We start from the raw sequence: 25,727 nt of genomic DNA on the forward strand, positions 1-25,727 counted from the left end.
AAGCGCAGCGCAGTGAAAAGCCGGGGGGCTCATAACTTCTGCGCCATGTCCACGATCTCGATGCGTCCTTCTTCCAGGTCTACGCGGCTTCGCATCAGGAACTCGAGCGGTACCGGCTGCGCCCACAGCATGCCGCGGATCTGCAGGCCGATGCTGTTGTGGGAGTCCAGTGCCGGGCCTTCCATGACGAGTTCCACTTCGAGTGTGCGGGACAAAATGCGCGGCTCGAACTGCAGGATTGCGTTCTTCAAAGCCTGTTCCATGCTGACACGCTGCACCGACGAGGTGAACTGGCCAGACAGCATAGGCAATCCGTAGTTGATGACCGAGCGTGCGGCATTCGGGTACTGCCTGTCGTCCATCGCAAGGCCGTAGCCGGTGGCGTTGAACAGCCAGCCGAGGTCGCGCAGCACGGCCTGGCGCAGCGCCTGCTTGGTCAGCGTGCGCTTCTCGTCGCTCTCGCGCTTCTCGTCGGGCGCGTTGTCGACGAGGCGGTCGAGCAGCGAAGGCTGCAGCCGCTCCTGCGCGGTGAGTTCAGCCACCGGCGCTGCTTTCGCCGCCCTCGGGCGTGAACAGGATCTCGCGCACGTCCATCAGCGCGTACTCGCCCGCGTCGCTGCCGAGCACGCGCTGGCCATGGCCGGCCCAGACCTCGGGGCGCAGTTCGCGCCACTCGGTCTTGCGCGCAAGAAGCAGCTCGCCGTCCTCGGTCTTCTCGGTGCCTTCGTAGCGCGTGGGAATCAGCGCAAGCGTTTCGCCGCCGTTCTCGAACTGCAGGTGCGCGGGCATCCACACGCAGTCGCGCAGGTCCTCGGGCGGCTCGATCTTGATGTGCGCGAGGCGCGCGTACGGAATCCAGTAGTACTTGCCGTTGACGAAGGCTTCGAGCACCGGCCCCAGGCGCATGTCGGCATCGGCGAGCCACTCGAAGGGCGCGCCGTCGATGGTGCCGCTGATGGCGGGCGCACCGTCGAAGGCGCGCTGGCGCAGGTCCTCGGCCAGCTCGCTTTCTCCGCGGCCCTGGCGCAGCAGCGACTCGATGAGCAGCGCCAGCCACTCGTCGGGCTGGCCGAAGATCATCGGCGTGCGCGTGCCGGCGAACACTTCGGCGCGCAGGCCCTCGCAGCGCACGGCCTCGCCGTAGACCTGCTTCATGGGCACGGCGAGCGCGTCGAGTTCGGCCGCCACGCTGAGCTGGTTCAGCGCGCGCTCCCATTGGCCGAGCACGCACAGCAGCTGCGCCATGAAGACGCGGTGCTTGCTGTCTGCGGGCCTGGCGCGCACGTCGTCGCTCAGGGCCTTGAGGGCGGCGGCCGGGTCGGCGGCCTTGAGGAGTTCGGCGGCGGTCGTCATGGTGTGCGGCTCCTGGATGTGGCGGCGTTCAGGCGCGGGTGAACTGGCATTCGCGCACCGCGCCGCGCAAGCCGGTGGTCTTCTGCGGCGCCGACTTGACCTTCACCGTGCGGTAGCTGATGGAGACCAGCTCCGAGGGCACGCCCCAGTGGCCGCCGGAGTTGAGCACCAGCCGGCAGATGCGGGCGTTCTCCAGCACCAGCTCGAAAGTCGACTGCGCATCGGGCGAGCGCTCGTCGCCGCCGGCCTTGAAGGCGCTGATGACGACCTTCAGGTCTTTCTCCTGCGTGCGCAGCAGGCTGGCGAGCGTGGCGGTGGCCGCGTCGCTGCGGCGCGCGACGATCAGGTTGTTGGGCACGACCTGGTTCTGGCTGGACGACTCGGGCACCTGCACCGACCAGTAGTAGCCGCCGATGTTCAGCCGCGCCTTGCCGTCGTCGAAGGAGCGGTCGAGCTCGGCTTCGACGGGCGCGCCCTTGTTCTCGATCAGCATGACAAGGTCGGTTTCCGCGGAGCCGGTGCCGATCAGGTCGTAGAACTGCCGGGCGTCTTCAGGGCTCCAGGAGCCGTCGTCGAGAAATGCCATATCACCTCCGGGGTGCGAAAGAAAAAAGGTTGAACCGAAATCGCATGCGCCGGCTTCATGGCCGGGCTCCGCCGTCCGCAGCGCCGCTTCTGCGCAGCAAGGCCGCGAACACCTGCCGCTCGCCACTCTCGGCCGGCGGCTGGCCGCCGCGCACGCGCACTTCCGACACATCGGCCTGTGCGTAAGCCACGCCGAACAGGCGTGGCGCGCTGTAGGGCGTGGCGGGCACGGCCATGACCAGCAGGCGCGCATCGCCGGCGGCGTCGAGCCAGGGCAGGTCGAAGCGCTTGACCGAGGGCTGCTCGGTCGTGCCGCGCTTGAATCGGTTGGTTTCGCCGAGCTCGTCGGGGTAGACCGACTGCAGGTTGCCGCGCGCATCGATGCCGGCGATGACGAGGTCGAGCGAGCGGCCGCTGGTGTTGCGCACGGTCAGGCGCACGCGCTCCCCGGCGCGCGGCGATGGCAGCATGGCTGCAGCCTGAACGACGGGCACGCTGCGCAGCAGCCGATCGGCGCTCCAGACCTCGAGCGTCGCATCGAAGCCGTCGAGCTGGCCGTCCTTGCCATAGGCCTGCAGCTGCGCGAGCCACTTGAGCTGCGCCAGGGCCTGCAGGCGGCGGCGCAGGGCAGCGGTGTCGGGCAGCACCACGGTGGAGACCGTCGCGCCGAGCATCGGCGCGAGCAGCTCGAGGCGCTGTCCCGGGGGGCCGAGGTCGGTCCAGCGCACGTCGGCGGTGGCTGCGTCGTCGGCCCGGCGGATCGCCGCCGGATAGTCGAGGCTGAGGCCGGCGGGCAAGGGCTTGTCGGCGCGCACGCGCAAGGCGGTGGCGGCCGGCTCGGTCATGGGCGTGACGCTCCAGAACGCGCTGCCCGACACGTCCTTCAACGCCGCGGGTACAGCGAGCCACGCGCCGCCGAGCTTGATCTGCGCCACCGTGGCCGGCGCGCTGCGCACGGCGCCGTCGTCGAGCGTCGCGATCACACGCAGCTCCTGCTGTTGTGCAAGGCCATCGAGCAGGCCGGCCTTGATGGCCAGGCTGTCGCCGCTGCGCTGCGCGCGCCACACGGGGCGCGTGGACGCGGGCGCGCCGCTGTTGGCGAACAGCGGCGCATCGAGGTTGCCTTCGGCCACCGGGGACGGCAGCTCGCGCGTGGGAAAGCGCTGTGCGAGTTCGTCGATGACCGGCGGGTACAGCGCGAGCACGCCGTCGAACAGGTCGCGCCAGGTGGCGGGCTTGCGCGACAGCGCCTCGACCATGGCCCAGGTCAGCAGGCCCTGCGGCCGGGCGTTGCGCGCCTTGCGGGGCAGGCGCAGCTCGGGCGTGATCTGGTGGCTCTCGGAGGCGAAGAAGGCGACGTAGCGGGCGCGCGGCACGGCTTCGGCCGGTATGGGCGGCGTCAGGGGCCGTACCGGCGCTGCACCGCCAGTCAGTTGGGTCGCGCGCAGGCCGCGCCAGCGCACCTCGTCGTCGCTCGGGCCCTCGGCGGTGGCGGGTGCATCGGCGGTGCCGCGCGTCATGGAGTTGGCAGAGCAGGTGTCGAACACCGAGGCGACGAACACGTTCTTCGCGAGGAAGGACTGGATCCATGCATCGAAGTCGGCGTCGCGCAGGTCGCCCGTGAGCACGTTGTCGCTGCCCAGCGTGCCGCGCACGTCGCGCGCGAGGAAGTTCTCGGAGAGGCCATCGGGCTCCTGGTAGCGCTTGGCGATGTCGCGCAGCCGGGTGCCGTGGCCGGAGAAGTACAGCAGCACGAAGTCGCCGCTTCCCGACTGCGCAAGCAACTTGGCAAGAGCCTCGTGGATGGCCTGCGATTCGGGCAATGCGGCGCCATTCACGCCATCGGCGAGCATGGCGATGTCGGACGCCGCGAAGCCCTGCTTGAGCAGCGCATCGCGCATCAGCATCACGTCGTTGCGCGGCGCTTGCAGCCACAGCGCCTGCGGCTGGTTGGCGAGTTCGGAGACGCCGACGAGCAGCGCGCGCGGGGTAGCGAAAGCAAGGGTGCAGCAGGCGAGCAGCCACAGCACGAGCAGCACCTGCAGAACGCGAAGTTGTGTTGCTCCTTCCCYCTTTGGGGGAAGGCTGGGATGGGGGCGGGCAGAGCGCCCATCGGATACGCCGCCTGCCCCCACCCCGGCCCTCCCCCAGTGGGGGAGGGAGAAAGAGAAATGCACGATGCGACTCATGGCCGCTGCCCCGTGGCCGGCCCGGCCGACTCGACCAGCGGCGAAGCCGCGAGCACCGCCAGCGCATCGACGGGCTCCGGCACCCGGAGGTGCCACGCGCCCTCGCCGCCCGGCCCGCCCACCACATCGGCCGAGATCGACTGCAGCAGCCGGTCGACCTCGTCCATGCGTATGCCGGATTTCCAACGCACCACGAGGTCGGCCCGCGTCGGCGCAGGTGCGGCAGGCACGGCGCGGAATCGCACCTCGTCTTCCTCGGACGCATCGCGGCCGCCCAGCACCCCGATGTTCTGGATCACCACGAACAGCGCCAGCACCGCGAAGGCCGGGCGCGCCCAGCCTTCCGCGCCGAACCAGCGGCGGATGCTGCCCCACCAGCCGTCTTCCGGCCGGGACTGCGGCTGCGCACGCGAAGATGAAGAAGAAGGCGAGGAAGCCGATGCATCGCCCTGCGGCCGCGCCAGCGCCGCCCCAAGCCGCAGGCCCGCGTCGCGGTACAGCACCTGGTAGTCGGCACGCGGGTCCTGCGGACCGAGCGGCGTGCCCGACAGCACCGAGAACACCCCGCCCACGCTGCGCAGCGCGATGCGCCCCGGTTCGGGCGCAATGGCCAGCGAGGCGTGCGCGGCCCACTCGTCGTGCACCGCGCGGATGGCGGCGAGACGCGTGGCCGACACCTCGCCCTGCACGCGCGCGCACAGCTGCGGGCTCGGCTCGAGCGTGAGCACGTTCCAGGCCTGGATCACGCCGAACATCGGCTCGAAGGGCTCGTCCTCGGGCTCCAGCAGCACGTCGAAGGCAGATGCCCAGTCGGCCTCGCCAGCGGCCATCCAGCCTTGCCAGAGTTCGCCGTGGATGCGGCGGTCGAGCAGCACGCCGAGCAGCCGCCCCTCGTGCACCACACTGACGAGGCGGCCCGGCGCCCAGCGCGCCGGGAAGGCACGCTGGGCGACAGCCTCGCGGCGCCGGGCCAGATCGGTGAGGGGCAGCAGCAGGTCGGATGCAGCGGCTGCAGCAACGGGTTCGGCGCCCGTTCCGGGGGACGAGCCCGGCATGGCCACGGTGGCCATGCCGGGCGGCGACGCGTCGTCGGGCACGGCCGCGCCCGTTTCGAACGCGTGGCGGATCACGCTGAGCGGGGGCCAGAGGTCGGGGGTCATGGCATCTGTTCCTGAATGGCTATGTCTTCAGGCATAAGACGCTTCAGCACCGAGGATTTTGAAAACCTGCAGGATCACGGCCATGTTGTCGGGCTCGATGGCGATGCCCAGCGTCTGCTGGAGCCAGCCGCCGAGCCGGGTCCTGGCGTAGTCCGCGGTCAGCCCCTCGCGCTTGTGCACGAGGCCCAGCCGCCCCGCACGGTAGTGGTACGACGCAATGGCATGGCGCGAGGCGATGCCCGACAGCCCGCCCTCGGCCTCCTTGCCGAAGCCCTCGCACAGCAGCAGGCGCTCGGGCTCGGGCAGCTCGGCGATGAAGGCGCGCGCGGCAAGCTGCACGGCCTGCGCGCTCAGGCCGTGTTCGGCCAGGCAACCGTCGAGGTCTTCGCCGGCACCGATCTCGTCCTCGAGCTGCGCCTCGGTGATCTGGTCGCCGATGGAGAGCTTGCGGCGAAACGAGCTGGCGCGCGTGCAGTCGATGAGGTAGCGGCGGAAGTAGGCGCACAGCGCGAAGGCGGTGGACGGCGCGCTGTGGCCCGCGCGCTCGTCGGCCTCGTCGGGGTCGGCATCGAGCCGCAGCACCTTCACGTAGATGAACTGCGCCACCAGCTCCTGCCGGCCCTCGCCCAGCACCTGCAGCTCGGGCGGATTGCAGGCCACCAGCGCCTCGCCGACGATGCGGTACATGGCGCCCATCTCGCCGGGGGACAGCGTCTGGCGCCGTCGCCAAAGGCGGACGAGTTCGCTGCTCTCCGCGGACGACAACGTCTCGATCATCGGCTCACCCCCAGGCTGCGCGCACTTCGTGTCGCTTCGCCCACCCCCTTGCAGGGGGCAACACCGGCGGCCCGGCGAAGCCGGTTCCGCGGTGTTCCACGAACGGGCCTCGCTTCGCCCGCCAGCGGGATGACCATTGGCCCGTGGGCTTGCATCCTTCAATCCTTCAATCCTTCAATCGTCGACGCAGCTGCCTTCCGAGGGCACCAGGCACTGCGGCAGGTTCGCCCCCACCGCCCCGCCGCGCGTGCGGATAGCCGACGACACCGCGGCCTGCGCCACCGCGAGGCCGCGCGGCAGAAGAATCCACAGCTGCCCGCGCTCCTTCATGCGGCGCGCGTTGGTCGCGGCCTGCTGGCCGTTGCCGAAGAAATAGTCGGCCCGCACCGCGCCGCGGATGGCGCCGCCGGTGTCCTGCGCGATGGTCAGGCGCTGCATCGGCGCGCCGCTGCCGGGCGTGCGCGTCGACACGAACACCGGATAGCCCAGCGGCGTGCTGCGCGGATCGACCGCAATCGAACGTCCCGCCGACAGCGGCACGCCGAAGGCGCCCACCGGCCCGCCCACCGGCGAGATCGATTCCTTGAAGAACACGTAGCTCGGGTCCTTGATGCCCGAGCCGCTCACCGCGCCAGCCGCGCGCCGCCCCGGCACGACGACCGGGCCGCTGGCCACCGGCCGCACGAGCGTGAAGCCGCGCGTGCGGATGGTGCCGCTGTCGACGGCACCGGTGTCGTCCTCGTCGCCGTCGTCCAACTGCAGCTCGATGGACGAGCCGCGCACCTTCACCGGGCTGCGCGGCTTGCCGTTGGCGGCCTGCGCCAGCGTCGGACGGAAGGGTTGGCCGTTCTGCTCGGCGTAGGCGACGCGCACGATGTCGCCGTTGGCCATCCTGATGCGGCCCGAGCCCTGGATCTGCATTTCGTACAGCGCGGTGGCGCTGCTCACGAAGGCCAGCACCTTGGCGTTGGGCGCGCCCTTGGTCTCGATCTCTTCGCGCGTGTAGTACGGCAGCAGCTGCTTGCCCTCGACCCGCAGGCGCACCTTGCGGTCGAGCGTGTCGCGCGAAATGGCCGAGAGGTCGAGCGCATAGAGGCCCGGTGCACCCATGTCGCGCGTGCTGAGGCCGGTCTGCACCACCACGTTGCGACCCTCGACCCGCGCCGCCACCGTGCCGCTGCCGGGGGGCAGCTTGCGCGCGTCGGCGAACAGCATGTCCTCGGGCTGGCCGTAGACGGGGTAGATGAAGGGTGCGCCGTACTGGCGGGCGCCCGCGATCTCGGGCTCGAAGTAACCGGTGACCACGCCGTCGGGCCTGCGGTCGTCGTCGCGGATCTGGTAGGCCGAGAACTCGCCCTCGAAGAAGCCCCGGATGGCGTTGTTGCTCTTGCCGTCGACCTTCAGCGCGCGGGCGCACACCTCTTTCCACTCGGCGCCGCGCCCGGTCAGCACCTTGCAGCTGCCGAGGAAGGCGGGCCAGCTTTCGGAGAAATCGTCGCGCGCCCAGCCCGGCACCGAGTCGAAACCGACCGAGGTGTAGGTGGCGAGCTGCGTAGAGAAAGTGCGCGCCTGCCCGGCCACGCTGCTGCCATCGGGTGGCGGGCGCGAGGCGGTCGTGCTGCCCGCGGCGTCGGTCGTGGCCGCGCCGGTACCCGTGGCGGCCGGCGGTGGTGCGGCGCAGCCCGCCAGCGACGCGATGGCGGCGGCAACGGCCCATCGGAGCGCGCAGGCGAGGCGCTGTTCGGGCTGCTGTTGCGGTTGTGAAGCGGTCATGAAAGTCTCCTTGTCCAGCAAGTGGCGGCCCGAGGGGCCAACGCCCTACAGACGATTACTTCTCGACGATTTTGAAATTCGCAACGCCATAGACGTCGTTGCACGGGGTGTTGGGCGCGCACACGGGCTTGCCCAGCAGCGGCGTCGGACCGGTACCGCGCGTGGCTTCGAGCGCGGCCAGCACCGGCAGAGGGAACACCGGGAACACGCCGTCGTTCTGCACGCCGGCGGCGCTGAAATCGCGCTCGCGCTCGCTCACGAGCACCGCGAACTGGTCGGTGCCGGCCGGGCCGCCCGCGTCCATCGGCCACGAGGCGCGCGGCAGCGAGAGCGAGCCGCCGGCGGTGATCTTGTTGTACTTGTCGAGCAGGTTCGGGAACAGCAGGAACATCTCGCCGCCGCTGGACAGAAGGAAAACGTAGACGAAGCCCTCGCGCTTGCTGCGCACCTCGAAAGCGAGGCGGTCCTTGCCGATGGCGACCTCGGCCTTCTTCGGTGTGGCCGTCACGTCGAAGCCCGGGGCTGCACCGGCCGCAAGCGATTGCAGCGACTCGGCAGGGGTGCGCGGGGCCGGAGGCGGCGGCGGCGGTGGAGGCGCAGGAGGTGGTGCCTCTGCAACCTTGGTGTCGGGCGGCGGGGCCGGCGTGGCGGCGACGGTCTGCTTGCCGGCGCCGCTGCCCGCTTCACCGCCTGCGCGGCCCTGGAACCACCACCAGGCGCCACCTGCCGCGGCCGCGAGGACGGCGACCGATGCGAGTGCGGCGACAGTCTTGCTGCTGCCCTTTCCGCCGCTGGCGGGGGCGGGTGCAGGCGCCTTGCCGCTGCCGGTCTTGCTGCCGCTGGCGATGACCGTCGCCGCATCGGCATTCGTGGTGGCCCGCGCTCCCGATGGCGGCTGCGTGCGTGGCGTCGGCGCGATGCTGTGCCCCACCTCGAGATCGAGCGCCGCGCGCAGCTCGGCCATCGACTGCGGCCGCTGCTCGGGCCGCACGCCCAGGCCCGCATCGATGGCTTCGAGCAGCCGCGTGCTGTAGCGCTGGCGCAGGATCTCGTTGCCCGCGAGCGGCACGTAGCTGTCGGACAGCAGCCGCGCCACCGACGGCGGCGGCGCGCGGCCGCATACGGCCACGTGCATCACGGCTGCGAGTGCGTAGACGTCGGTCCACGCGCCCTGCGACATGTCGGGCATCTCGGCGTACTGCTCGATGGGCGCATAGCCGGGCTTGAGGATGACGGTGATCGCCTGCGTCTTGTCGGTGATCACGCGGCGCGCGGCGCCGAAGTCGAGCACCACCGGACGCCCGGAGCCTTCGAGCAGGATGATGTTGTCGGGGGCGATGTCGCGGTGGTAGCAGTTGGCGTTGTGCATCACCGCGAGCGCCTGCGTCACGCCGTCCATGATGCGGATCAGCCATGCCTCGTCGACACCGGCGGGGATGGCCACCAGGGCCTCTCTCAGCGTGTCGCCCCGGTAGAAGGGCATGACCATGTAGGTGGTGCCCTTCTCCTGCCAGAAGCGGTAGACCTTGAGCAGCGACGGATGGTCGAACTGGGCCAGCAATCGCGCTTCGTTGATGAAGCTGCGCATGCCGAGGTCGAAGGTTTCGCGGTGTCGTTCCGACAGGGGGACCACTGTGCCGTCCTGCTGTCTTGTCGATAGCGACGTTGGCAGGTATTCCTTGATGGCCACCACGCGTTCGAGGGTGTGGTCCCAGGCCTCGTAGACGACGCCGAAGCCGCCCTGGCCTATGACTCTGGTGACTTCGAATTCCGCGAGGCGGCTGCCTACGGGGAGGAGGCCGGCTTCGGTGCTGCCCGTGGCAGGGCTGGTGACGGGGGTCGCGCCGGCGGTGATGACGGTGGCGGTCATGTCGCCGGTCGTCGGCGGCTGCGCGGCTTTGGGCAGGACCTGGGTGCGGTCGTCGTTGGAGTCGGTCATCGACTGGCTCCTGTTTGAACTGTGCTTTTGGTTTGCTTCCCGAGGCCGGGTCTCGCCCCGGCGGGCGACCTACTTTTCTTTGCTTCGCCAAAGAAACGTAGGCAAAAGAAAGGCGACCCTACTGTCTGCGTCCCTACGCTTCGCTTCGGGCAACCTGCGGTGCTCGCGGTTCGCGGGGTCCCGCCCAAACTCGCTTCGCTCAAACAAGGGCGGGCCCTGATCCGCGAACCGCTGCGCTCCTCGGCGCAGCCAGAAGGGATTTGGAAACCGAACGCGCCATCGCTGCGCTCGGCGGGGGGCGGCTGCAGGCGCGCAGCGCCTGCAGCCGCGTAAGGGCCGAGCGAAGCAAAGGCCCGGGAGGATTCCCCTCCCCTCTGGCTGCGCCGAGGAGCGCAGCGTTTCGCGGATAAGGGCCGCAGCTGTTTGAGCGAAGCGAGTTCTGCGGACCCCGCGAAACGCGAGCACCGCAGGTTGCCCGAAGCGAAGCGAAGGGTCGCAGACAGTGGGGTCGCCTTTCTTTGCTTACTTTCTTTGACGAAGCAAAGAAAGTAAGTCGCCTGCCGGGGCGAGACCCGGCCCCGGGAAACATAACGAAGAGAGGCACTCATCTCACCCCTCCTCCGCAAAGCCGAGAAACAACGCTTCAAACTGCTCATCCCGAGGCAACCCGGTACTCAACATCCGAACCCCATGCTCAGCAGCAGGATCCCCCAACCAAAGCGAGGCCCCAGCAACAGGCAACATCAACGACTCCACTGCGTTCTCGCGAACCGACGCAGCAGCATCGGCAACAGCAAACAGCCTCTGCAGCACAGCATCGAACCGCAGCGCATCCAGATCCCCATCCAGCCCCTCGAGCGCAGCCTGAGTCGCATGCGCCCACCACTGCAGCGCCGCAGCCAGCGCCGCCCCTTGAAGCTGTTCAGGCACCGCCTCATCAAGCTCCATCGCCAAAGCAAACGGAAAGTAGCGCCCCACCCCATCCACCGAAGGCATCAGCACCCCGATCCACGCCCGCTCCCCCGCCACCTGCCGCCCCAGCGCAAAGCACCAGATAGGCGCCTCCAGATACCGCTCGGTCCAGTCCGCATGCCGATCCCGCAGCCGCGCCATGCCGCGCTGCAGCCACTGGTCCCACACCGCACGGAACGACTCAGGCAGCCGGCGATGCGCGAAGTCGCCCATGCCCGGCAGCTTGCCGAACCACCCCGGCAACGCGGTCGATGCAAAGAGCGGCGATGAAGACTCAACGCTCACAACCCCTCCGGACAAGAAAACTCACGCAGCTCGCGCAGTCGGATCGGATGCTGCACGCTGTTCGTCGTCACTTCGAAGCGCGTCTTGCGCGCGCCGATCTGGAAGGTGATGAAGAACTTCTCGGGCGCATCGCCCGCTTCGAGCTGCCCGTCGTCCAATGCGCGGAACAGCGCCCACGGCCCGTCCACCGCCGCGCCCGAGCTGCCGGTGGTCGACGGCGGGCTCACCTGGATGCGCACCTGGTTGCTGCCCTTCGGTCCCGGCCATTGCACGGCCATGGGCACGACGGGACCATGCGCGTATTTCACGAGCTGGCCATCGACGTCGAGGATGAACTGGGTGATGCCCGCGTCCATCTCCACCGGCTTGAAGTCCAGCCGCATCGACGGGCCCCGGCCGCCGCCGCGGAAGAAGATTTCCTTGATGCGCGCGGCGCGCTCGAACTGGGCGATCGCCTGGGTGGTGATGGCGCCGCGCTCGGCCACGGGCTTGTAGCGCCACGGGCGCGTGCTGGTGTCGACGATGGCGGCCAGGCGCTTCTGGAAGAAGTCGTCCATCAACCCGCCGGGGCCGAACATCTGGCCGAAGTCCTCGGGCAGCACGTCGCGCTTGCTGCTCTGCACGAAGGGGTAGCGGCCGGCGATGGCGCGCGCGCAGAACTCGGCCACCGGGCGCAGGTCCTGGCTCAGGTTGCCGCGCTCGGCCACCTGGGCCTGTGCGGCGCCGGCCTGGCTCAGGTTCTCGACCATCGAGCGCACCGGCTCGGGCAGCCGGCCCGCATCGGACTTGAGCTTGCCGGCCACGTCGCCGGGCGGCGGCGACGTGCGGCCCTTCACCGCCGTGTCGACCGCATTGAGGTACACGTACACCTCGTTGAAGAGCTTGAGCGCGTCGTCGATGGGCGCGGGCTGGTTGGGGCCGCCCGCGGTGACGAGGCGGCGCAGCGACTCGAAGCGGTCGTCCACGATGCTCTCGATGCGCTTGCCCGGCGCCACCTGGCGGCCAGGGTCGCTGCCGAACAGGTCCTCCAGGCCCTTGCGGGTGTTGCGCACCGTCTCGGTGGCCTTGCTGACCACGTCCTTGCTGGCGTCGGCCGCGGGGATCAGCGTGGTCTGCTTGACCACGGCGCGCAGGAAGTTCGCGAGCGGCGAATCGACGCCCGAGAGGATGCGCGCGGTCTCGATGTTCTTCTCCAGGCCGTTCACGCGAATCAGGCGCACGTCGGCGAGCAGCGCTTCCCACTGCTTGACGTATTCCTCCAGGTAGAGGCGGCGCACGCGGTCGGTCAGCGCGCCGAGGTTGGCCACGTCGCGCAGCCGGTCGGCGGCGTTGCGGTCCTGGCCCAGCACCCACGGGTCTTCGTTGGCGAGCAGGCCGGTGAGCACGGTCACTTCATTCTGGAAGCGCTTGTGATAGCCGTCGTAGGTGAACATGCCCGGCACGCCATCGGACAGCGGCTTGCCGCTGATGCGCTCGAACACCAGCGGGCCCGAGGGGCCGGTGGCGTTGGCCACGCTGAAGGCCGGAATGTCCTTGCTGGCGCGCTGGCGCTTGAGGCGGCTGAACACGCGCTGCTCCAGCGGGTAGCTCGCGAGCACGGCGCGCACGCTGCGCACCAGGTTCTCGTCCATCTTGAGCGGCGAGCGCGGCGGGCCCTGGGCGATGAGCACGTCGAGCTGGTCTTCGAGCTGCTTGCGCTGGTCTTCGGGAATGCCGCGGTCGAGGTTGCGCGACCAGTCGAGCGTGATCCAGGCCTTCAGCGCCTCGGCGTCGAAGTGCTCGGGCTGGTAGAGCATCAAATAACTCTTGAGCGCCTCGTACGTGAACTCGAGGTTGTCCTTCTGCGCGGTGCGCAGCTGGTCCTCGATGCGCTTGGCGATCTGCGGCAGGAAGGCGTCGTTGAGCGCGCGCTGGTGCGTGAGCATGGCGGCGGCGTCGAGCTTGTCGCCCTGGTAGAGGCCCAGCGTCATCGACAGCGGCTCGTCGCCCTGGCGGTTGTCGGGCGTCTTCCAGATGTCGCGCAGACCCTGCAGCACGGGGGCGACCTCGACCAGGTTCTGCACGCGCGCGGGCAGCGCCGCAAGGTTCTGCCGAGCCGGCTCGACACGGGCCTCGACCGACTTCAGGTAGTTCATGTTCTGCAGCGTGCTGTAGCCCCAGGCGGCGAGCAGGCCGACGGTGACAAGCGTCATCGCGGTCACGCCGATCACGCGCATCGTGTGGCGGCGGCGCTCCAGCTTCACGTCGGCGCCCGCGAGGCGCTGCTCGGGGAACACCACCTCGCGCAGCAGCGAGGTGAGGAAGTAGCTGCGACCGCTGGACTTCTGCGTCGCAAGCATCGCGCGCTCGATGCCGAAGCTGCGCGCAAGGCTGCCCATCACGCGGTCGATCGGGCTGCCCTCCTGCGTGCCGCTGGTGAAGTACACGCCGCGCACCCACGGCGGCTGCGCGAAGCGCGAGCCGGCGAACACCTGTTCGAGCAAGTCGGACAGCAGCGAGCCGATGGAGCCGAACTGCGCCGGAAAACCGAAGATCGCCGCGCGGCGCGTGCCGTCGGTCTCGCGCTGCATGCGCGCGATGAGGCCGTCGTTCACGCGGTTGTGCAGCAGCGCGAACTCGCGGTGGAAGGCCGTGGAAAGCCCCTTCTCCTCGACCTGCAGGTTCTCGTCGACCGGCAGCGTGAAGCCGAAGACCTGCGCACGCTGCTCCTTGCCCAGGTCGTCGAAGTAGTCGGTGAAGCCGTAGAGCAGGTCGCTCTTGGTGACGAGCACGTACACCGGCAGGCGCGTGGTGAGCTTGCCGTCGAGTTCGAGCAGGCGTGCACGGATCGAGGCCGCGAGCTGCGTGCGCGCCTCCGGCCCCTGGCTCAGCAGGTCGGCCACGCTGACGGTAAGGAACACGCCATTGAGCGGCCGGCGCGGGCGCGCCTTCTTGAGCAGGCCCAGGAAGCCTTCCCACGCGCTCTTGTCTTCCGACTGGTGGCTGTCCTGCGTGGTGTAGCGCCCGGCCGTGTCGATGAGCACGGCTTCGTCGGTGAACCACCAGTCGCAGTTGCGCGTGCCGCCCACGCCGCGAATGGCGCCGGGGCCGAACTTCTCGGCGAGCGGAAAGCTCAGGCCCGAGTTCACCAGTGCAGTGGTCTTGCCCGCGCCGGGTGCGCCGATGAACACGTACCACGGCAGGTCGTACAGGTAGCTGCCGCCCGAGATCGACATCCAGTCGCGCCAGCCCGGCTTCTTGCCGGCGGCGTGCAGGCGCATCTGCTTCAGGGTAGCGACGGCTTCGCTGAAGCGCGTGTCGAGGATCTTCTGCTCGCCGTTGACCGGCGCATCGGCCTTGGCGGCCGGGGCCTTCATGAGGCCGTCTGTCAGGTGCTGGCTCGCGCGGCGTGCGCGCCAGCGGCGGTACAGCGCGCGCAGCACCACGGCCAGCACGATCACGCCGATGACGATGGCGCGCACCATTTCGCTTTCGAGCGGCGCGAGCGAGCCGATCTTCACCAGCGGCCCGATCCACCAGATCAGCAGCGCGACGATGAGCAGCGCGAGCAGCGTCAGCAGCAGCGGGCTGAACAGGAAGCCGAAGATTTTCTTGATCATTTCGCGGCTCCCGTGTTCGCGGCGACGCGCTCGGGTTCCGTGAGCAGCACGATGTCGACGCGGCGGTTCTTCGCGCGGTTGGCCGGCGTGTCGTTGGCGGCCACGGGCTCGGCGTCGGCCTTGCCATCGGAGCGCATGCGCGCCGGATCGACCAGCGTCGACAGCGCGCCCTTCACCGCATCGGCCCGCGCGGCCGAGAGGTGCCAGTTCGACGGATAGCGCAGCGAGCGGATCGGCTGGTTGTCGGAATGGCCGGTGATCAGCACCTCGCCCTTCACCTCCGCCAGCGCCTGTCCGATGCGGCGCAGCACCGGCAGCGACTGCGCCATCGGCTCGGCGCTGCCGGAGCCGAAGAAGGAGTCGCCGCGCAGCCGCACCACGCTGCGGTCGGCCTCGTCGGTCACCGTGACCAGGCCCTGCTTCACCTCGGGTTCGAGAAAGCGCGCGAGGCGTGGCGCCTTCGCCGGCAGCGCGGGTGGCGCGATCTGGATGTTGGGCGCGCGCAGGCTGGACACCGCGGCGTAGGTGGTGTCGGAGCGGTGGTTGAGCGTGAGCCGCAGGCCGAACCATGCGAGCGCCAGCAGCAGCGCGAAGCCCGCCGCGAACACCCACAGCGGCAGCGACTCGCGCAAGCGCACCGTGCCCGGGCCCTGCCCGCGCCAGTGCGGCGAGAGTTCGGGCTCGACGGCCGGGCGGTCTTTCGCGATCAGGTCCGCGAGGCGTTGGCGCACCGAGTCGAGCTGCGCGCGGCCGTTGTCGACCACGCGGTAGCGGCCCTCGAAGCCGAGCGCGAGCACGCTGTAGATCAGCTCCAGCAGCTGGCGGTGCGTGGGCACGTCCTGCGCGAGCTTGGCCAGCAGCTGGAACACCTTCTCGCCGCCCCAGGTCTCGTTGTGGAACTGCACCAGCAGGCTCTGCTTGTTCCAGCCGGCCTGCACGCCCCAGGGCGTGTTGGCGACGGCCTCGTCGAGCGCGGTGCACAGCACGTAGCGCGCGGCGAGCACCGATTCGTTGCTGACCCCGGCGCGGCGGGCGCCGGCATCGAACTGGTTGACGGCGTCGGCGGTGGAGGCGCGCAGCGCCGGCACGTTGGGCGGCTGCGCGAGGTTGCGCAGTTTGCCGATCAGCACCAGCAGCTTGCCGGCGGCCGACACCAGCGGGTTGAGCAGGCCGAGTTCGCCCACGTCGGCGACCGGCGTCGGGTCAGCACCGCCGAAGAAGGGCGCAGGCGATGCGGCCGGCGGCGTTCCTGCCGGCGTGCGCGGCTTGGGCTTGATGACCGTGCGCTCCGACTCGAAGGCAGCGAAGGGATCGGGAGGTGTGCTCATGATGGTGTTCCGTTTCCGTCGGCCGCTTGGCTAGGAACGTATCGCCCAGAACGCGAGATCGAGGCCGGGGAAGTCGCCCGCGATGTGCATGGCGATGCCACCCGACTGCTCGAGCTGGCGCCACAGGTCGCTGTTGCGCGTCTCGAGCTCGAAGTAGTTCGCGCCGGTGTGGAACGGAATCTGGCGCGGCGCCACCGGCATCGGCGTCAGCGTGACGCCCGGCAGCGCGAGGTTGACGAGATCGCGTATGCGCTCGACCGGGCCGATCTTGACCTGCGTCGGAAAGCGCGCGCGCAGCGCCTCGCTCGGCATGCTCGCGTTCACCGCGAGCACGAAGGTCGCCTTGCGCTGCAGTTCCACGTCCGTCACCATCGCCACGCGCACGCCGTGCTTGCGGTCGTGCAGGTCGATGCGGATGGCCGACTGTTCGAGCACCATCGAGAGGCTGCGCCGCAGGTCGTCCATGACCGGGCGGAAGCTCATCGCGAGATCGTCGTGGACGTAGGGGCCGAAGTGGGCCACGCGGCGCGAGTCGCGAAAGCTCGCGAGGTCGCCGGCCAGCCCCAGCGCATGCTCGAAGAAATGCTGCGGGTGCAGCACCGCGCTCTTCGCCAGGTGCGCGAAGACGGCTTCGTTGCGGTTCACGGCCTGCAGCAGCATGAAGTCCGCGATCTCGGCCACGCCGCCGGTGCCGCCCTGGGTCATGCGGCCCGCCAGCGCCTCGCCGCGCTGGCGCAGCAGGCCCAGCAGTTCGTCGAGCCAGGCGCGGATGACGGCATGGCCGGCCACGTCGAGCAGCGGCGGCAGCATGGCGCGGTCGAGCTGCACCTGGTTGTCGGCACGGCGCTCGACCACGCGAGCCACGCCGATGGTGGTCCAGGCGTCGGTGGCTTCGCCGGCGCGCATCAGGCGCGTGTGGAGCCGGCCCAGCTGCAGCATGGCGGTGCGTTCGCCGGCGGTGTTGGAGTCGGGCACTTCGGACTCGAGCACGCGGTGGCGCACCAGCTCTTCATATTCCTCGGCGTCGGCCTCGCGCGCACCGGCACGGCGCAGCGGCAGCGCGAGCACCACGGCCTCGTCGCGCATGGAAGAAGGAATGTCGATGGGCTCCGGCAGCGGATCGACCGCCGGCATGTCGAACACCGTGCCGTCGCCGAACACGCCGACCGCCCGCACCAATGCCAGCTTGCCCAGCGTGAGCGCAGCGGAGTCGATCTCCAGCTCGGCAAAGCCCCAGGCGTAGGGGGTGGTCGAACGCAGCAGCACATGCCGCGCATGATCGGCATGACGCTCGCTCTGCTGCAGGTGCTGAGGCTGCAACAGCATCCCCTCGCTCCAGACCACTTTTGTTCGCCAACTCATCCGCACTCCGTCAACGGCAAGGGTGCCTGAAAGAAACACGAAGTTTCCGGCGCGGGCGGCGGCGGGCAAATCCGCCTAACGGCCTAGATGCGGGGTTTTGGAGCTACGGCGAAGGGAGTAGATGCGCCGGCAAAGGAACGGGCACCTCCGGGCGGGTGCTACAGGCCGTAGATCGCAACGATCGCCCAGAAGGTCAGCCAAAGGGCTCCCGCGCCCAGCGCAAGCATCGCGGCGACGAACGCCACGAAGTACCCGATGCGGCGCGAAAGCCCGGGTGCTGCCGGAACGCACCTCGCGTAGATCAACGCGGCCCACAGCACGAGCGCAAGCGCTCCCGCCGCCACCACACTCCCCGACATTGCCAGGATTCGATGCTGCTCCAGGAAGCGCAGGCCGACGCTGAGCAAGGGCATCGCCAAGGTCCAGGCCAGCATGTTCAGCGGCAGCCGCCACCGCGTTTTCATCGGATCGCCTCGCCCTTGTAGCAATGCGCCGGCATGGGGCTCTCCCAACCTGGCGTCTGATATCCAGGTACGGACACCAAAGGCACGTAGCCCGTCACGCTCTTGAGCAAGCCTGCAACATAGGAACTGCTGTTGTGCGGGGGATTCAAAGGAATCTTGGTGCGCACCTCGCCAGGAAGCGAGTTCGTGTATCGGTTCGATCGGATCAAACCAAAATTTCGCCTACCTGCTTCAAAGAAGGATGGCTGACCATCGATCACAGTGATGCCGCTGCAGGCGTCGTCGATGACGAAAAATGCAGGTCGGGCGTGGGCCAGCTGACATAGCCGACAGGATCTGCAGCGATGCGCCCGTACAGAGTGATGTTGGGCTCCGAATGCTGCGCACGCGCAGCCGAATTCATGTTCGTTGACATTGTTCTCTCCCTTGATTGGCCAGTTGCCCTGGCAGGCCAGATCCATGATATCGGCTTGGACAGGTGCTGCCGGTTGGCCAAGGTCCCCACTTGGGGCCAGGGTCCGGGCCCTGGAGCACGCCAGCAGGGATCAGCCTTGAAAGGCCATCCGTAGATGCTCAGCGCGCGGCGGCCGCACGCAATGCCTCGACCTGTTCCCTGTAGTTCTTCTCGAGGCGCTGCAGGCGCTTCTCGCGCGCCGCGTCGTTGACCCAGGCGGCGGCCATGGCGTTCTGCTTGCCGAGCTGGTATTCGAGCGCGGCCTCGGGCAGCAGCGCACTGTCATCGGCCGCGACATAGCCGTAGGCCGCGCGCAGGGTCTTCAGCACTTCTCGCTCGGCGTCGCCGCGCGCGCCCTTGGCCTTGCCATAGCCGGTCAGAAAGCTCTGCAGCCGCGCCTGGAACTCCGGCGGGTAGTCGCGCCGCACCACCATCGGCGCGCCGGGCGGCTGCTCCGATTGCCAAACCACCTGCAGCCGCTCGGCTTCCACCGGGAACTGCTGGCGAAAGCGCTCGAAGTCGGTGGTGTTGTTGGTGGCCACGTCGGCATCGCCGTTCGCCACGGCCAGCGCGGTGGCCTGATGGGTGCCGACGAACTCGCTGCGAAAGCGCGTCTCCATCTCGATGTTGTGCGGCAGGAAGAGCTGGCTCTGCGGCACGATGAAGCCAGTGACCGAACGGCTGTCGCCGCGCGCGAGCCGCCATTTCTCGGGCTGCGCGAGCACGCCTTCGAGCGTGTTGAGCGGCCCGTCCTTGCGCACCAGCAGCACGGCGCGGTGCTCGGGCACGCTGGCGTGCCGCGCGATCTGCGCCACCACCTTCATGCGCCGCTGCATCACGGCATCGAGCGCCATCTTGGCCGAGAGGAAGGCCATGTCGATCTCGTCGCGGCCGATGGCACGGTCCAGCTCCTCGTACGTCGGCACCGAATAGGCGCTCACCGGAATGCCGAGGCTGCGGCTCATGTCGGCCATGAGCGGCGTCCACAGCGCGCGCGATTCGACAGCGCCGCCCAGCGGCAGCACGCCGAAGCGGATCATCCTGACGGCCGGCGGCACAGGGGCGGCCTTGTCGGTCTTCTCGGTCGATGCGGCGGCGCCCGCACCCTGCGCCATGGCCATCAAGGGCCCGGCAAGCACGGCGGCCAGAAAAGCCAGCAGCCACCATGGCGGGGCCAACGCGCGCAAGGGCTTCATCACGGTGTCGTGTCCCTGAGCACGGTGACCTGGTCCGCATAGCCGCTCTCGATGCGCTGCAGGCGGGCCTGGCGCGCGGCGTCGTTCACCCATTGCGCGGTCATGGCGTTCTGCCTGGCGAGCTGGTAGGCCAGCTTGGCCGCGGGCTGCAGCGAGCTGTTGTCGGCGGCCACGAAGCCGGCCAGGTCGTGCAGCGACTTGAGCACCGCGCGCTCGGCGTCGCCGCGCGGCCCCTTGGCGCGGCCGTAGCCGACCAGGAAGGCCTGCACGCGCTTGCGCAGTTCGGGCGGGTATTCGCGGCGCACCACGATCTGGGCATGCGGGATCAGCTCCGACTCCCACAGCACCTGCAGGCGCTCCGTCTCGGCCGGAAAGCGCAGCTTGAAGCGCTCGAAGTCGGCCGAGTTGTTGGTGGCCACGTCGGCCTCGCTGTTGGCCACGGCCAGCGCATTGGTCTGGTGGGTGCCCACGGTCTCGCTGAGAAAGCGCGTCTCCATCGCGATGTGGTTCGGCAGGAAGAGCTGCAGCTGCGGCACGATGAAGCCCGACACCGACTGCTTCTCTCCACGCGCCAGCCGCCAGCGCTCCGGCTGCTCCAGCATGTTCTTCAGCGAATTGAAGGGCGGCGCCTTGCGCGCCAGCAGCAGCGCCCGGTAGCCGGGCAGGCCGTCGTGCCGCACCACCTGCGCCACCACCTTCATGCGGCGCTGGGTCACGGCGTCGAGCGCCATCTTTCCCGACAGGAAGGCCATGTCGACCTCGTCGCGCTGGATGGCCTGCTCCAGCGCCTCGTACGAGTTGACCGACAGCACGCTCACCGGGCGGTCGATGGCGCGGCTCAGCTCGGCCAGCAGCGGGTCCCAGTCGTTGCGCGACTCGAAGGCGCCTCCGAGCGGCAGGATGCCGAAGCGAACCGGCCCGTCCAGCGCGCCGGCCTGGGCCGAGGCCCACAGCGGCAGCCCCACGAACAATGCCAGCGCCGCCGCACGGAGGGCGCCTGGCAAATCGGCAAATCGGCGCAAGGAAGCCTGCATTTGTGGGCCTGGGACAAAGGGCCGTTGCGCAGCGGCGGGTCTAACATGGGCAGCGCGGACGCCATTAAATATCAAATACATGCAAAGTTCGTGATGTTTTTCCTGCCTTCCCAGTTCCGGGTTGCCCCTCTAAGCTCGGCGCCCATGCTTGCAATGCCCTCATGAACTGGAACTTCCGCGTCCTGCGCGGCCTGGCCCGCCTGACCTTCGCCCAGCAGCTGATCCTGCTGGCGCTGGTGCCGGCAACGCTGGCCACGCTCGCGGCAATCACCGTGCTGACGCGGCAGCACCTGGGCAATCTCACCGAGCTGATGCGCGCCAATGCGCAGACGGTGGCCCTGCAGGTGGCCACGGTGGCGCAGGCGCCGCTGGCACGCATGGACCGCCGCGCGCTGGCGCGCACCGCCCAGTCGGGCACCTACCAGCCCAACGTGCAGCAGGTGCAGATCTGGACGGAGGACGGCGAGATCGTGGCCAATTCCGAAACCGTCGACCGCGTCCGCGGCGACGGCCTGCAGGTGGTGGTGCCCATCGTGGGCGACGACGGCCGGCACACCGGCCAGGTGATGGTCGAGATGAGCCTGGCCGCGGTGCAGAGCGCACGGCGCTCGGTCTGGTTCAACGTGGGGCTGGTGCTGGCGATCAGCCTGGTCGGCGTGGCCCTGGCGGGCTGGTGGGCGGCGCGCCGCATCAGCGAGCCGATCCGTGCGCTCGGCGAGGCGGTCGATCGCCTCGGCGCGGGCGAGGACGCGAGCGTGGCCGTCGAGGGCACGTCCGAGGTGCGCCACCTGCAGCAGGGCTTCAACCAGGCCGCGCGCGCGCTCGCCGAAAGCCACCGGCTGCTGCAAAGCCGCATCAACGAGGCCACGGCCGAGCTGGCGCGCAAGAACCAGCAGCTCGAGGTGGCGAGCCAGGCCAAGACCCGCCTGCTGGCCGCCGCCAGCCACGACCTGCGCCAGCCGCTGCACGCGCTCACGCTGTTTTCCGACGGCCTGGCCAACGGCGAGACCGACCCGGTGAAGCTGCAGCGCATCGGCCACATCCGCGAGTGCGTCGATTCGCTGGACCGGCTGTTCTCCGAGCTGCTGAACCTGTCGCAGCTCGACGCGGGCGTGCTGCAGCCGCAGTGGATCGACTTCCCGCTCGACCGGCTGTTCGAGGAGATCAGCCGCAACTTCCGTCCGGTGGCCGAGCAGCAGGGCCTGCGGCTGGTGGCGCGCAAGACCGACCTGTGGGTGCGCTGCGACTACGTGATGCTCTCGCGCATCCTGAACAACCTGGTGTCGAACTCGCTGCGCCACACCATCGAGGGCGGCGTGCTGATCGGCGCGCGTCGGCGCGGCCGTGGCGTGCGCATCGACGTGGTCGACACCGGCGTGGGCATTGCCACGCATCACCAGGCCCGGGTGTTCGAGGAGTTCTACCAGGTGGAGCCCACCGGCCGCCAGGCGGCGCGCGGCGCGCGCGGCATGGGGCTGGGCCTGGCCACGGTGCAGCGGCTGGCCGAGCTGCTCAACACCCGCGTCGAACTGAGCTCGAAGCTGCACAAGGGCACCTGCGTGCGGGTGCTGGTGCGTTCGGCGCCGCCCGCGCTGCCGGCACCGGCGGTGTCGCCCGCCGCCGCCGCCATCGAGGAGGAAGAGAGCCTGGCCAACGTGCGCATCCTCGTGATCGACGACGAGCGCACCATCCTCGAAGGCCTGACGGTGGTGCTCTCCAACTGGGGCGCCGAGGTGCTGCCCGCGCAGACCCGCGCCGAGGCGCTGGCACTCGCCGATACCTGGGCGCAGCCGCCCGACATGGTGATCAGCGACCTGCTGCTGCAGGGCGGCGACAACGGGCTCGACGTGATCGGCGCACTCGAGCGCCATCCGCGCGGCATCGGCGCCGGTACCGCGCGCCTGCTCGTTACCGGCGAGACCAAGCCCGACCGGTTGCGCGAAGTGGCGAGTGCAGGCATCGCGGTGCTCTACAAGCCGGTGTCGCCGCGCGTGCTGCGCCAGGCCATTCAAGCGCAGCGCGCGGCCGCCGCGCAAATGGTAGGTGCATAGGTAGTCCGTCGGACATAGGCCGAGCGGCTGCAATGGTGTGAGTTTCGTCACACTGGCAGGCGCCTGCCAGCGCTGACATAAGCCCTCTGCCTTATCGCGCGAAGCGGGGGGCGTCCTTACATTGGACCATCGCTCCCTCGCTGCGAAAGCAGTCCATGTTTGTTGCCGTGAAGTCCTTCTTCTCGCCCCTCTACGGAAGGTTGCGCCGCGCGGCCGGTGCCGCGCTGGCCGCGGGCTTGGCCTGGGGCGCCGGCAGCAGCGCCACGGCGGCGAGCCTCACGGTGCTGATGGGCGACGACGTCGCGGCGTCTTCCGAATTCGTGCAGCGGCTGCGCGCGGACCAGGAGCCGGGCGGCAGGTTCGAGCTGGTGCGACTCGCGCCGGGCGGCGCCGATCCGCAAGCGTCGACGGAAGCTGCGGACGCCGAGCGCACGGCGAACTCCGGCGTGCGCACGCGCAGCCTGCGCACCGCCTCCGATGCTCCGCTCACCATGGCTGTCGGCCCCGCCGCCGCGCGCGCCGCCGTCGAGCGGCCGGGCCACGAGCCGCTGGTGCTGGCGATGCTGAGCCGGCTCGAGTACGAAACCCTGAAGGCCGCCAGCCCCGCCCTGCGGCGCGGCGACCGGCGCGTGGGCGTGCTGCTGCGCGACCCGGCCATGGCCGACCAGCTCGCGCTGATCAACGCGGTGCTGCCGCAGAAGCACCGCGTGGGCGTGGTCGCCACGCCCGAATCGGAGCCGCTGGTGCGCGAGCTGCAGCGCGCGGCACAGGGCGCGAACCCGGCCTGGGAGCTGCGCGTGGAGTACGCACCCGACGCCAGGTCGCTCGCCGCCGCACTGCGCCTCGTGGTGCCGCAGAGCGACGCGCTGATGGTGCTGCCCGACCTGATCGGCGACAACCAGGCGGCCACGCTCTCGGTGCTTCGTGCCGGGGCGGGCGCGGGCCTGCCGGTGTTCGGCGCCAGCGAAGGGCTGGTGCGCTCGGGTGGCCTGGCGGCGGCGGTCTCGACGCCGTCGCAGCTCGCACAACAGGCGCGGCTGCTCGGCCAGAAGGTGGCGGGTGCGAGCGTGGGTGCCGGTGCGGGCGGCAGCAGCAACAGCGTACCGCTGGTGGAAGCGGCAACGCCCGCCACCGTGCGCGTCAACGCCACCGTGGCGCGCGGACTCGGCCTGCGACTGCCGGAGGAACGGGAACTGGCCGACCGCCTCGCGCCCCCCCGATGAGCACCGCACCGCCTTCCCACGGTCCGGTAGCACCCCGGGGGACGCCGGTGTCGTCCTCAACACCGCCGCCGCTCCAGTCTCCCCACACGCTGACCGTGCGCGGCAACCTGCAGCACGACCTGTTCCGCCTTGGCGTGGTGCCGTGCGCGGCGGTGGCGCTGGCGCTCACCGGCTGGTTCACGCACAACCGACTGCACACCCTCGAAGATGCCTTCGATGCCGAAGGCCAGGCCGTGGCGCGGCAGGTGGCGGCCATGTCCGACCTGAGCCTCTATGCCGGCGACCTGCCGGCGCTGCAGAACGTGGCCAATGCCGCGCTGCGCGGCGGCCAGGTGACGCGCGTGGAAATCAGCAACAGCGCGGGCGTCTACGTCACGGCCGGCCCCAAGACGCCGCCGCTGGCGCAGCTGCGCATGTTCACCGCGCCGGTCACGCTGCGCGAAGCCTCGCGCGCCAGCGCCTTCGCGCCCGCCGGCTCCACCGCGGCGGGCGACACGCCCATCGGCCTGGTGCAGACCTTCCGCGACACCACCGCCTACACGCGCGAGCGCAGCCGCTCGCTGTTCGCGGGCATCGGCATCGCGCTCGTCGCGCTGGTGGCGGCGTGGGCCTCGGTGCGGCACATGGCGCGCACGGTGACGCGGCCATTGCGGCGCGTGTCGCGCACGGTCGCCGCGCTGGAGTCGGGGCACTTCGAGGCGCGCTGCGACGTGGTCGAGGACAGCACGCGCGACACGCACGAACTCGCGGTGCTCGCGCACGACATCGATCGCCTCGCCGAGCGCCTGCAGAGCAACCGCCAGCTCAGCGAGGAGCGCGTGCGCGAGGCCACCGCCGTCGCGCTGCAGCGCATGGCCGAAGCCGAGCAGGCTGCGCTGTCGCGCGCGCGCTTCCTCGCGGCCGCGAGCCACGACCTGCGCCAGCCGCTGCATGCCATGGGCCTGTTCATCGACGGCCTGCTGCCCGGCGCCTCGCCCGCGCAGCGCCCGGCCGTGCTGCGGCTGCAGGAGAGCACGGAGTTCATGGGCGTGCTGCTCGACGACCTGCTCGAGATCTCGCGGCTCGATGCGCAGGTGCTGACCCCGGCGATCACCAACGTGGCGCTGTCCGCGCTGTTCGACCAGCTCGATGCGCAGCATGCCGCCATCGCCGCGCAGGCGCGCATACGTCTGCGCTGGAGCGGCCGCGGCCTGGCCGTGCGCACCGATGCGGCGATGCTGCAGCGCATCGTCGGCAACCTCGTGGCCAACGCGCTGCGCCATGCGCCCGAGGGCGGCACGGTGCTGGTGGCCGCGCGGCGCAGCACGGCCGGCGTGCGCATCGAGGTGCGCGACAACGGCGTGGGCATCGCGCCGATCCACCAGGGCCGCATCTTCGAGGAGTTCTACCAGGTGGCCAACACCGAGCGCGACCGGCGCCGCGGCTTCGGGCTGGGGCTGGCCATCTGCGCGCGCATCGCTGCGCTGCTGGGCACGCGCATCACCGTGCGCTCCGCGCTGCAGGCGGGCAGCACCTTCGCCTTCACGCTGCCCGCGGCACGGCTGGCCGACGTGACGCCGCCCGACGCGCCACAGCAGGCCCCCGCGCCCCTGGCCGGCCTGCGCTGCCTGGTGGTGGACGACGACCCCGCCATCCTCGACGGCAGCCGCGCCCTGCTGGCGCAATGGGGCTGCGAGGTCGAATGCGTGAACACCGGCGCCGAGGCCATCGCGCGGCTGGGTACCGGCGACATCCGCTACGACGCCGTGCTGTGCGACCTGCAGCTGGCCGGCGATGGCGACGGCGTGGACGTGATCGACGCCGCCAAGCGCCTGCAGCCCGATGCGCTCGCGGTGCTGGTGTCGGGCGCCACCGGGCCCGATGTGCTGCAGCGGCTGCGCCAGGGCGGCGTGATGCTGCTGACCAAGCCGGTTGCGCCGGCCAAGCTGCGCGCGCTGCTGACCACGCGGCGGCACGTGCACGCGAACTGACCTCCTTCAAGGA

The 25,727-nt window shown here is 70.0% G+C and carries 19 protein-coding genes; 3 read left to right on the top strand and 16 right to left on the bottom strand.

Annotation, left to right across the window (positions count from 1 at the left end; genetic code table 11):
- Positions 1 to 29: 29 nt before the first annotated feature.
- The 16 genes from tssE to phnD (AC1DFC_RS21310) all read right to left on the bottom strand — a co-directional run bounded on the left by tssE (position 30) and on the right by phnD (AC1DFC_RS21310) (position 20,470).
- Positions 30 to 542 (bottom strand): type VI secretion system baseplate subunit TssE, encoded by a 513-nt coding sequence (gene tssE / locus AC1DFC_RS21235; protein WP_007833351.1) that lies wholly within the window; start codon positions 540 to 542, stop codon positions 30 to 32.
- Positions 535 to 1,353 carry a type VI secretion system accessory protein TagJ gene (locus tag AC1DFC_RS21240; protein WP_007833350.1) on the bottom strand — a complete coding sequence of 273 codons (819 nt, stop codon included), beginning with the start codon at positions 1,351 to 1,353 and terminating at the stop codon, positions 535 to 537. The genes tssE and AC1DFC_RS21240 overlap by 8 nt, the downstream gene beginning before the upstream one ends.
- Before the next feature lie 28 nt (positions 1,354 to 1,381).
- A complete protein-coding gene (locus AC1DFC_RS21245) occupies positions 1,382 to 1,939 on the bottom strand; it encodes a type VI secretion system tube protein Hcp (RefSeq protein ID WP_007833348.1) in 558 nt (185 codons plus the stop codon).
- A gap of 55 nt (positions 1,940 to 1,994) precedes the next feature.
- Entirely contained in the window at positions 1,995 to 3,977 is a 1,983-nt protein-coding gene (locus AC1DFC_RS21250) for a caspase family protein (RefSeq protein WP_478179941.1), read from the bottom strand.
- Positions 3,978 to 4,123: 146 nt separating this feature from the next.
- Positions 4,124 to 5,287, bottom strand: a complete 1,164-nt coding sequence (locus AC1DFC_RS21255) for a hypothetical protein (RefSeq protein WP_413336303.1) — start codon at positions 5,285 to 5,287, stop codon at positions 4,124 to 4,126.
- Positions 5,288 to 5,314: 27 nt separating this feature from the next.
- A complete protein-coding gene (locus tag AC1DFC_RS21260) occupies positions 5,315 to 6,064 on the bottom strand; it encodes a hypothetical protein (RefSeq protein WP_007833342.1) in 750 nt (249 codons plus the stop codon).
- A gap of 174 nt (positions 6,065 to 6,238) precedes the next feature.
- On the bottom strand, positions 6,239 to 7,837 hold the full coding sequence (mltA, locus tag AC1DFC_RS21265; protein WP_478179942.1) for a murein transglycosylase A: 1,599 nt from the start codon (positions 7,835 to 7,837) through the stop codon (positions 6,239 to 6,241).
- 55 nt (positions 7,838 to 7,892) lie between these two features.
- Entirely contained in the window at positions 7,893 to 9,776 is a 1,884-nt protein-coding gene (locus AC1DFC_RS21270; protein ID WP_478179943.1) for a protein kinase domain-containing protein, read from the bottom strand.
- A gap of 609 nt (positions 9,777 to 10,385) precedes the next feature.
- Positions 10,386 to 11,033 (bottom strand): type VI secretion system-associated protein TagF, encoded by a 648-nt coding sequence (tagF, locus tag AC1DFC_RS21275; protein ID WP_413334897.1) that lies wholly within the window; start codon positions 11,031 to 11,033, stop codon positions 10,386 to 10,388.
- The gene (gene tssM, locus AC1DFC_RS21280) at positions 11,030 to 14,632 is read right to left on the bottom strand and encodes a type VI secretion system membrane subunit TssM (protein WP_413334895.1); all 3,603 of its coding nucleotides are present in this window, start codon (positions 14,630 to 14,632) and stop codon (positions 11,030 to 11,032) included. Before tssM ends, tagF begins: the two co-directional genes overlap by 4 nt.
- On the bottom strand, positions 14,629 to 15,960 hold the full coding sequence (locus tag AC1DFC_RS21285; RefSeq protein ID WP_478179944.1) for a DotU family type VI secretion system protein: 1,332 nt from the start codon (positions 15,958 to 15,960) through the stop codon (positions 14,629 to 14,631). The genes tssM and AC1DFC_RS21285 overlap by 4 nt, the downstream gene beginning before the upstream one ends.
- 30 nt (positions 15,961 to 15,990) lie before the next feature.
- Complete coding sequence (gene tssK, locus AC1DFC_RS21290) at positions 15,991 to 17,322, bottom strand: type VI secretion system baseplate subunit TssK (protein WP_056594645.1); 1,332 nt, start codon at positions 17,320 to 17,322, stop codon at positions 15,991 to 15,993.
- A gap of 158 nt (positions 17,323 to 17,480) precedes the next feature.
- A complete protein-coding gene (locus tag AC1DFC_RS21295) occupies positions 17,481 to 17,786 on the bottom strand; it encodes a hypothetical protein (protein ID WP_413334891.1) in 306 nt (101 codons plus the stop codon).
- Positions 17,783 to 18,247, bottom strand: a complete 465-nt coding sequence (locus AC1DFC_RS21300) for a hypothetical protein (RefSeq protein ID WP_478179945.1) — start codon at positions 18,245 to 18,247, stop codon at positions 17,783 to 17,785. Before AC1DFC_RS21300 ends, AC1DFC_RS21295 begins: the two co-directional genes overlap by 4 nt.
- A 112-nt stretch (positions 18,248 to 18,359) precedes the next feature.
- Positions 18,360 to 19,436 carry a phosphate/phosphite/phosphonate ABC transporter substrate-binding protein gene (phnD, locus tag AC1DFC_RS21305; protein WP_478179962.1) on the bottom strand — a complete coding sequence of 359 codons (1,077 nt, stop codon included), beginning with the start codon at positions 19,434 to 19,436 and terminating at the stop codon, positions 18,360 to 18,362.
- Positions 19,436 to 20,470 carry a phosphate/phosphite/phosphonate ABC transporter substrate-binding protein gene (gene phnD / locus AC1DFC_RS21310; RefSeq protein ID WP_478179946.1) on the bottom strand — a complete coding sequence of 345 codons (1,035 nt, stop codon included), beginning with the start codon at positions 20,468 to 20,470 and terminating at the stop codon, positions 19,436 to 19,438. Before phnD (AC1DFC_RS21310) ends, phnD (AC1DFC_RS21305) begins: the two co-directional genes overlap by 1 nt.
- A gap of 161 nt (positions 20,471 to 20,631) precedes the next feature.
- Between phnD (AC1DFC_RS21310) and AC1DFC_RS21315 the strand changes: the two genes are divergently transcribed.
- The 3 genes from AC1DFC_RS21315 (at position 20,632) to AC1DFC_RS21325 (ending at position 25,714) form a co-directional block, all read left to right on the top strand.
- A complete protein-coding gene (locus AC1DFC_RS21315; protein ID WP_007829956.1) occupies positions 20,632 to 22,521 on the top strand; it encodes an ATP-binding response regulator in 1,890 nt (629 codons plus the stop codon).
- A gap of 155 nt (positions 22,522 to 22,676) precedes the next feature.
- A complete protein-coding gene (locus AC1DFC_RS21320) occupies positions 22,677 to 23,744 on the top strand; it encodes an ABC transporter substrate binding protein (protein ID WP_007829955.1) in 1,068 nt (355 codons plus the stop codon).
- A gap of 47 nt (positions 23,745 to 23,791) precedes the next feature.
- A complete protein-coding gene (locus AC1DFC_RS21325; protein WP_478179947.1) occupies positions 23,792 to 25,714 on the top strand; it encodes a sensor histidine kinase in 1,923 nt (640 codons plus the stop codon).
- Positions 25,715 to 25,727 lie beyond the last annotated feature (13 nt).

This window comes from Variovorax sp. 10L421, assembly GCF_056395365.1.

Coding starts and splice junctions, on each gene's coding strand:
- AC1DFC_RS21295 (WP_413334891.1), bottom strand. CDS start 17,786: ATGAAAACGCGGTGGCGGCTGCCGCTGAACATGCTGGCCTGGACCTTG.
- AC1DFC_RS21285 (WP_478179944.1), bottom strand. CDS start 15,960: ATGAGCACACCTCCCGATCCCTTCGCTGCCTTCGAGTCGGAGCGCACG.
- tssM (WP_413334895.1), bottom strand. CDS start 14,632: ATGATCAAGAAAATCTTCGGCTTCCTGTTCAGCCCGCTGCTGCTGACG.
- mltA (WP_478179942.1), bottom strand. CDS start 7,837: ATGACCGCTTCACAACCGCAACAGCAGCCCGAACAGCGCCTCGCCTGC.
- AC1DFC_RS21255 (WP_413336303.1), bottom strand. CDS start 5,287: ATGACCCCCGACCTCTGGCCCCCGCTCAGCGTGATCCGCCACGCGTTC.
- AC1DFC_RS21315 (WP_007829956.1), top strand. CDS start 20,632: ATGAACTGGAACTTCCGCGTCCTGCGCGGCCTGGCCCGCCTGACCTTC.
- AC1DFC_RS21245 (WP_007833348.1), bottom strand. CDS start 1,939: ATGGCATTTCTCGACGACGGCTCCTGGAGCCCTGAAGACGCCCGGCAG.
- tssK (WP_056594645.1), bottom strand. CDS start 17,322: ATGAGTTGGCGAACAAAAGTGGTCTGGAGCGAGGGGATGCTGTTGCAG.
- AC1DFC_RS21240 (WP_007833350.1), bottom strand. CDS start 1,353: ATGACGACCGCCGCCGAACTCCTCAAGGCCGCCGACCCGGCCGCCGCC.
- AC1DFC_RS21300 (WP_478179945.1), bottom strand. CDS start 18,247: ATGGATCTGGCCTGCCAGGGCAACTGGCCAATCAAGGGAGAGAACAAT.
- AC1DFC_RS21270 (WP_478179943.1), bottom strand. CDS start 9,776: ATGACCGACTCCAACGACGACCGCACCCAGGTCCTGCCCAAAGCCGCG.
- phnD (WP_478179962.1), bottom strand. CDS start 19,436: ATGAAGCCCTTGCGCGCGTTGGCCCCGCCATGGTGGCTGCTGGCTTTT.
- phnD (WP_478179946.1), bottom strand. CDS start 20,470: ATGCAGGCTTCCTTGCGCCGATTTGCCGATTTGCCAGGCGCCCTCCGT.
- AC1DFC_RS21320 (WP_007829955.1), top strand. CDS start 22,677: ATGTTTGTTGCCGTGAAGTCCTTCTTCTCGCCCCTCTACGGAAGGTTG.
- AC1DFC_RS21260 (WP_007833342.1), bottom strand. CDS start 6,064: ATGATCGAGACGTTGTCGTCCGCGGAGAGCAGCGAACTCGTCCGCCTT.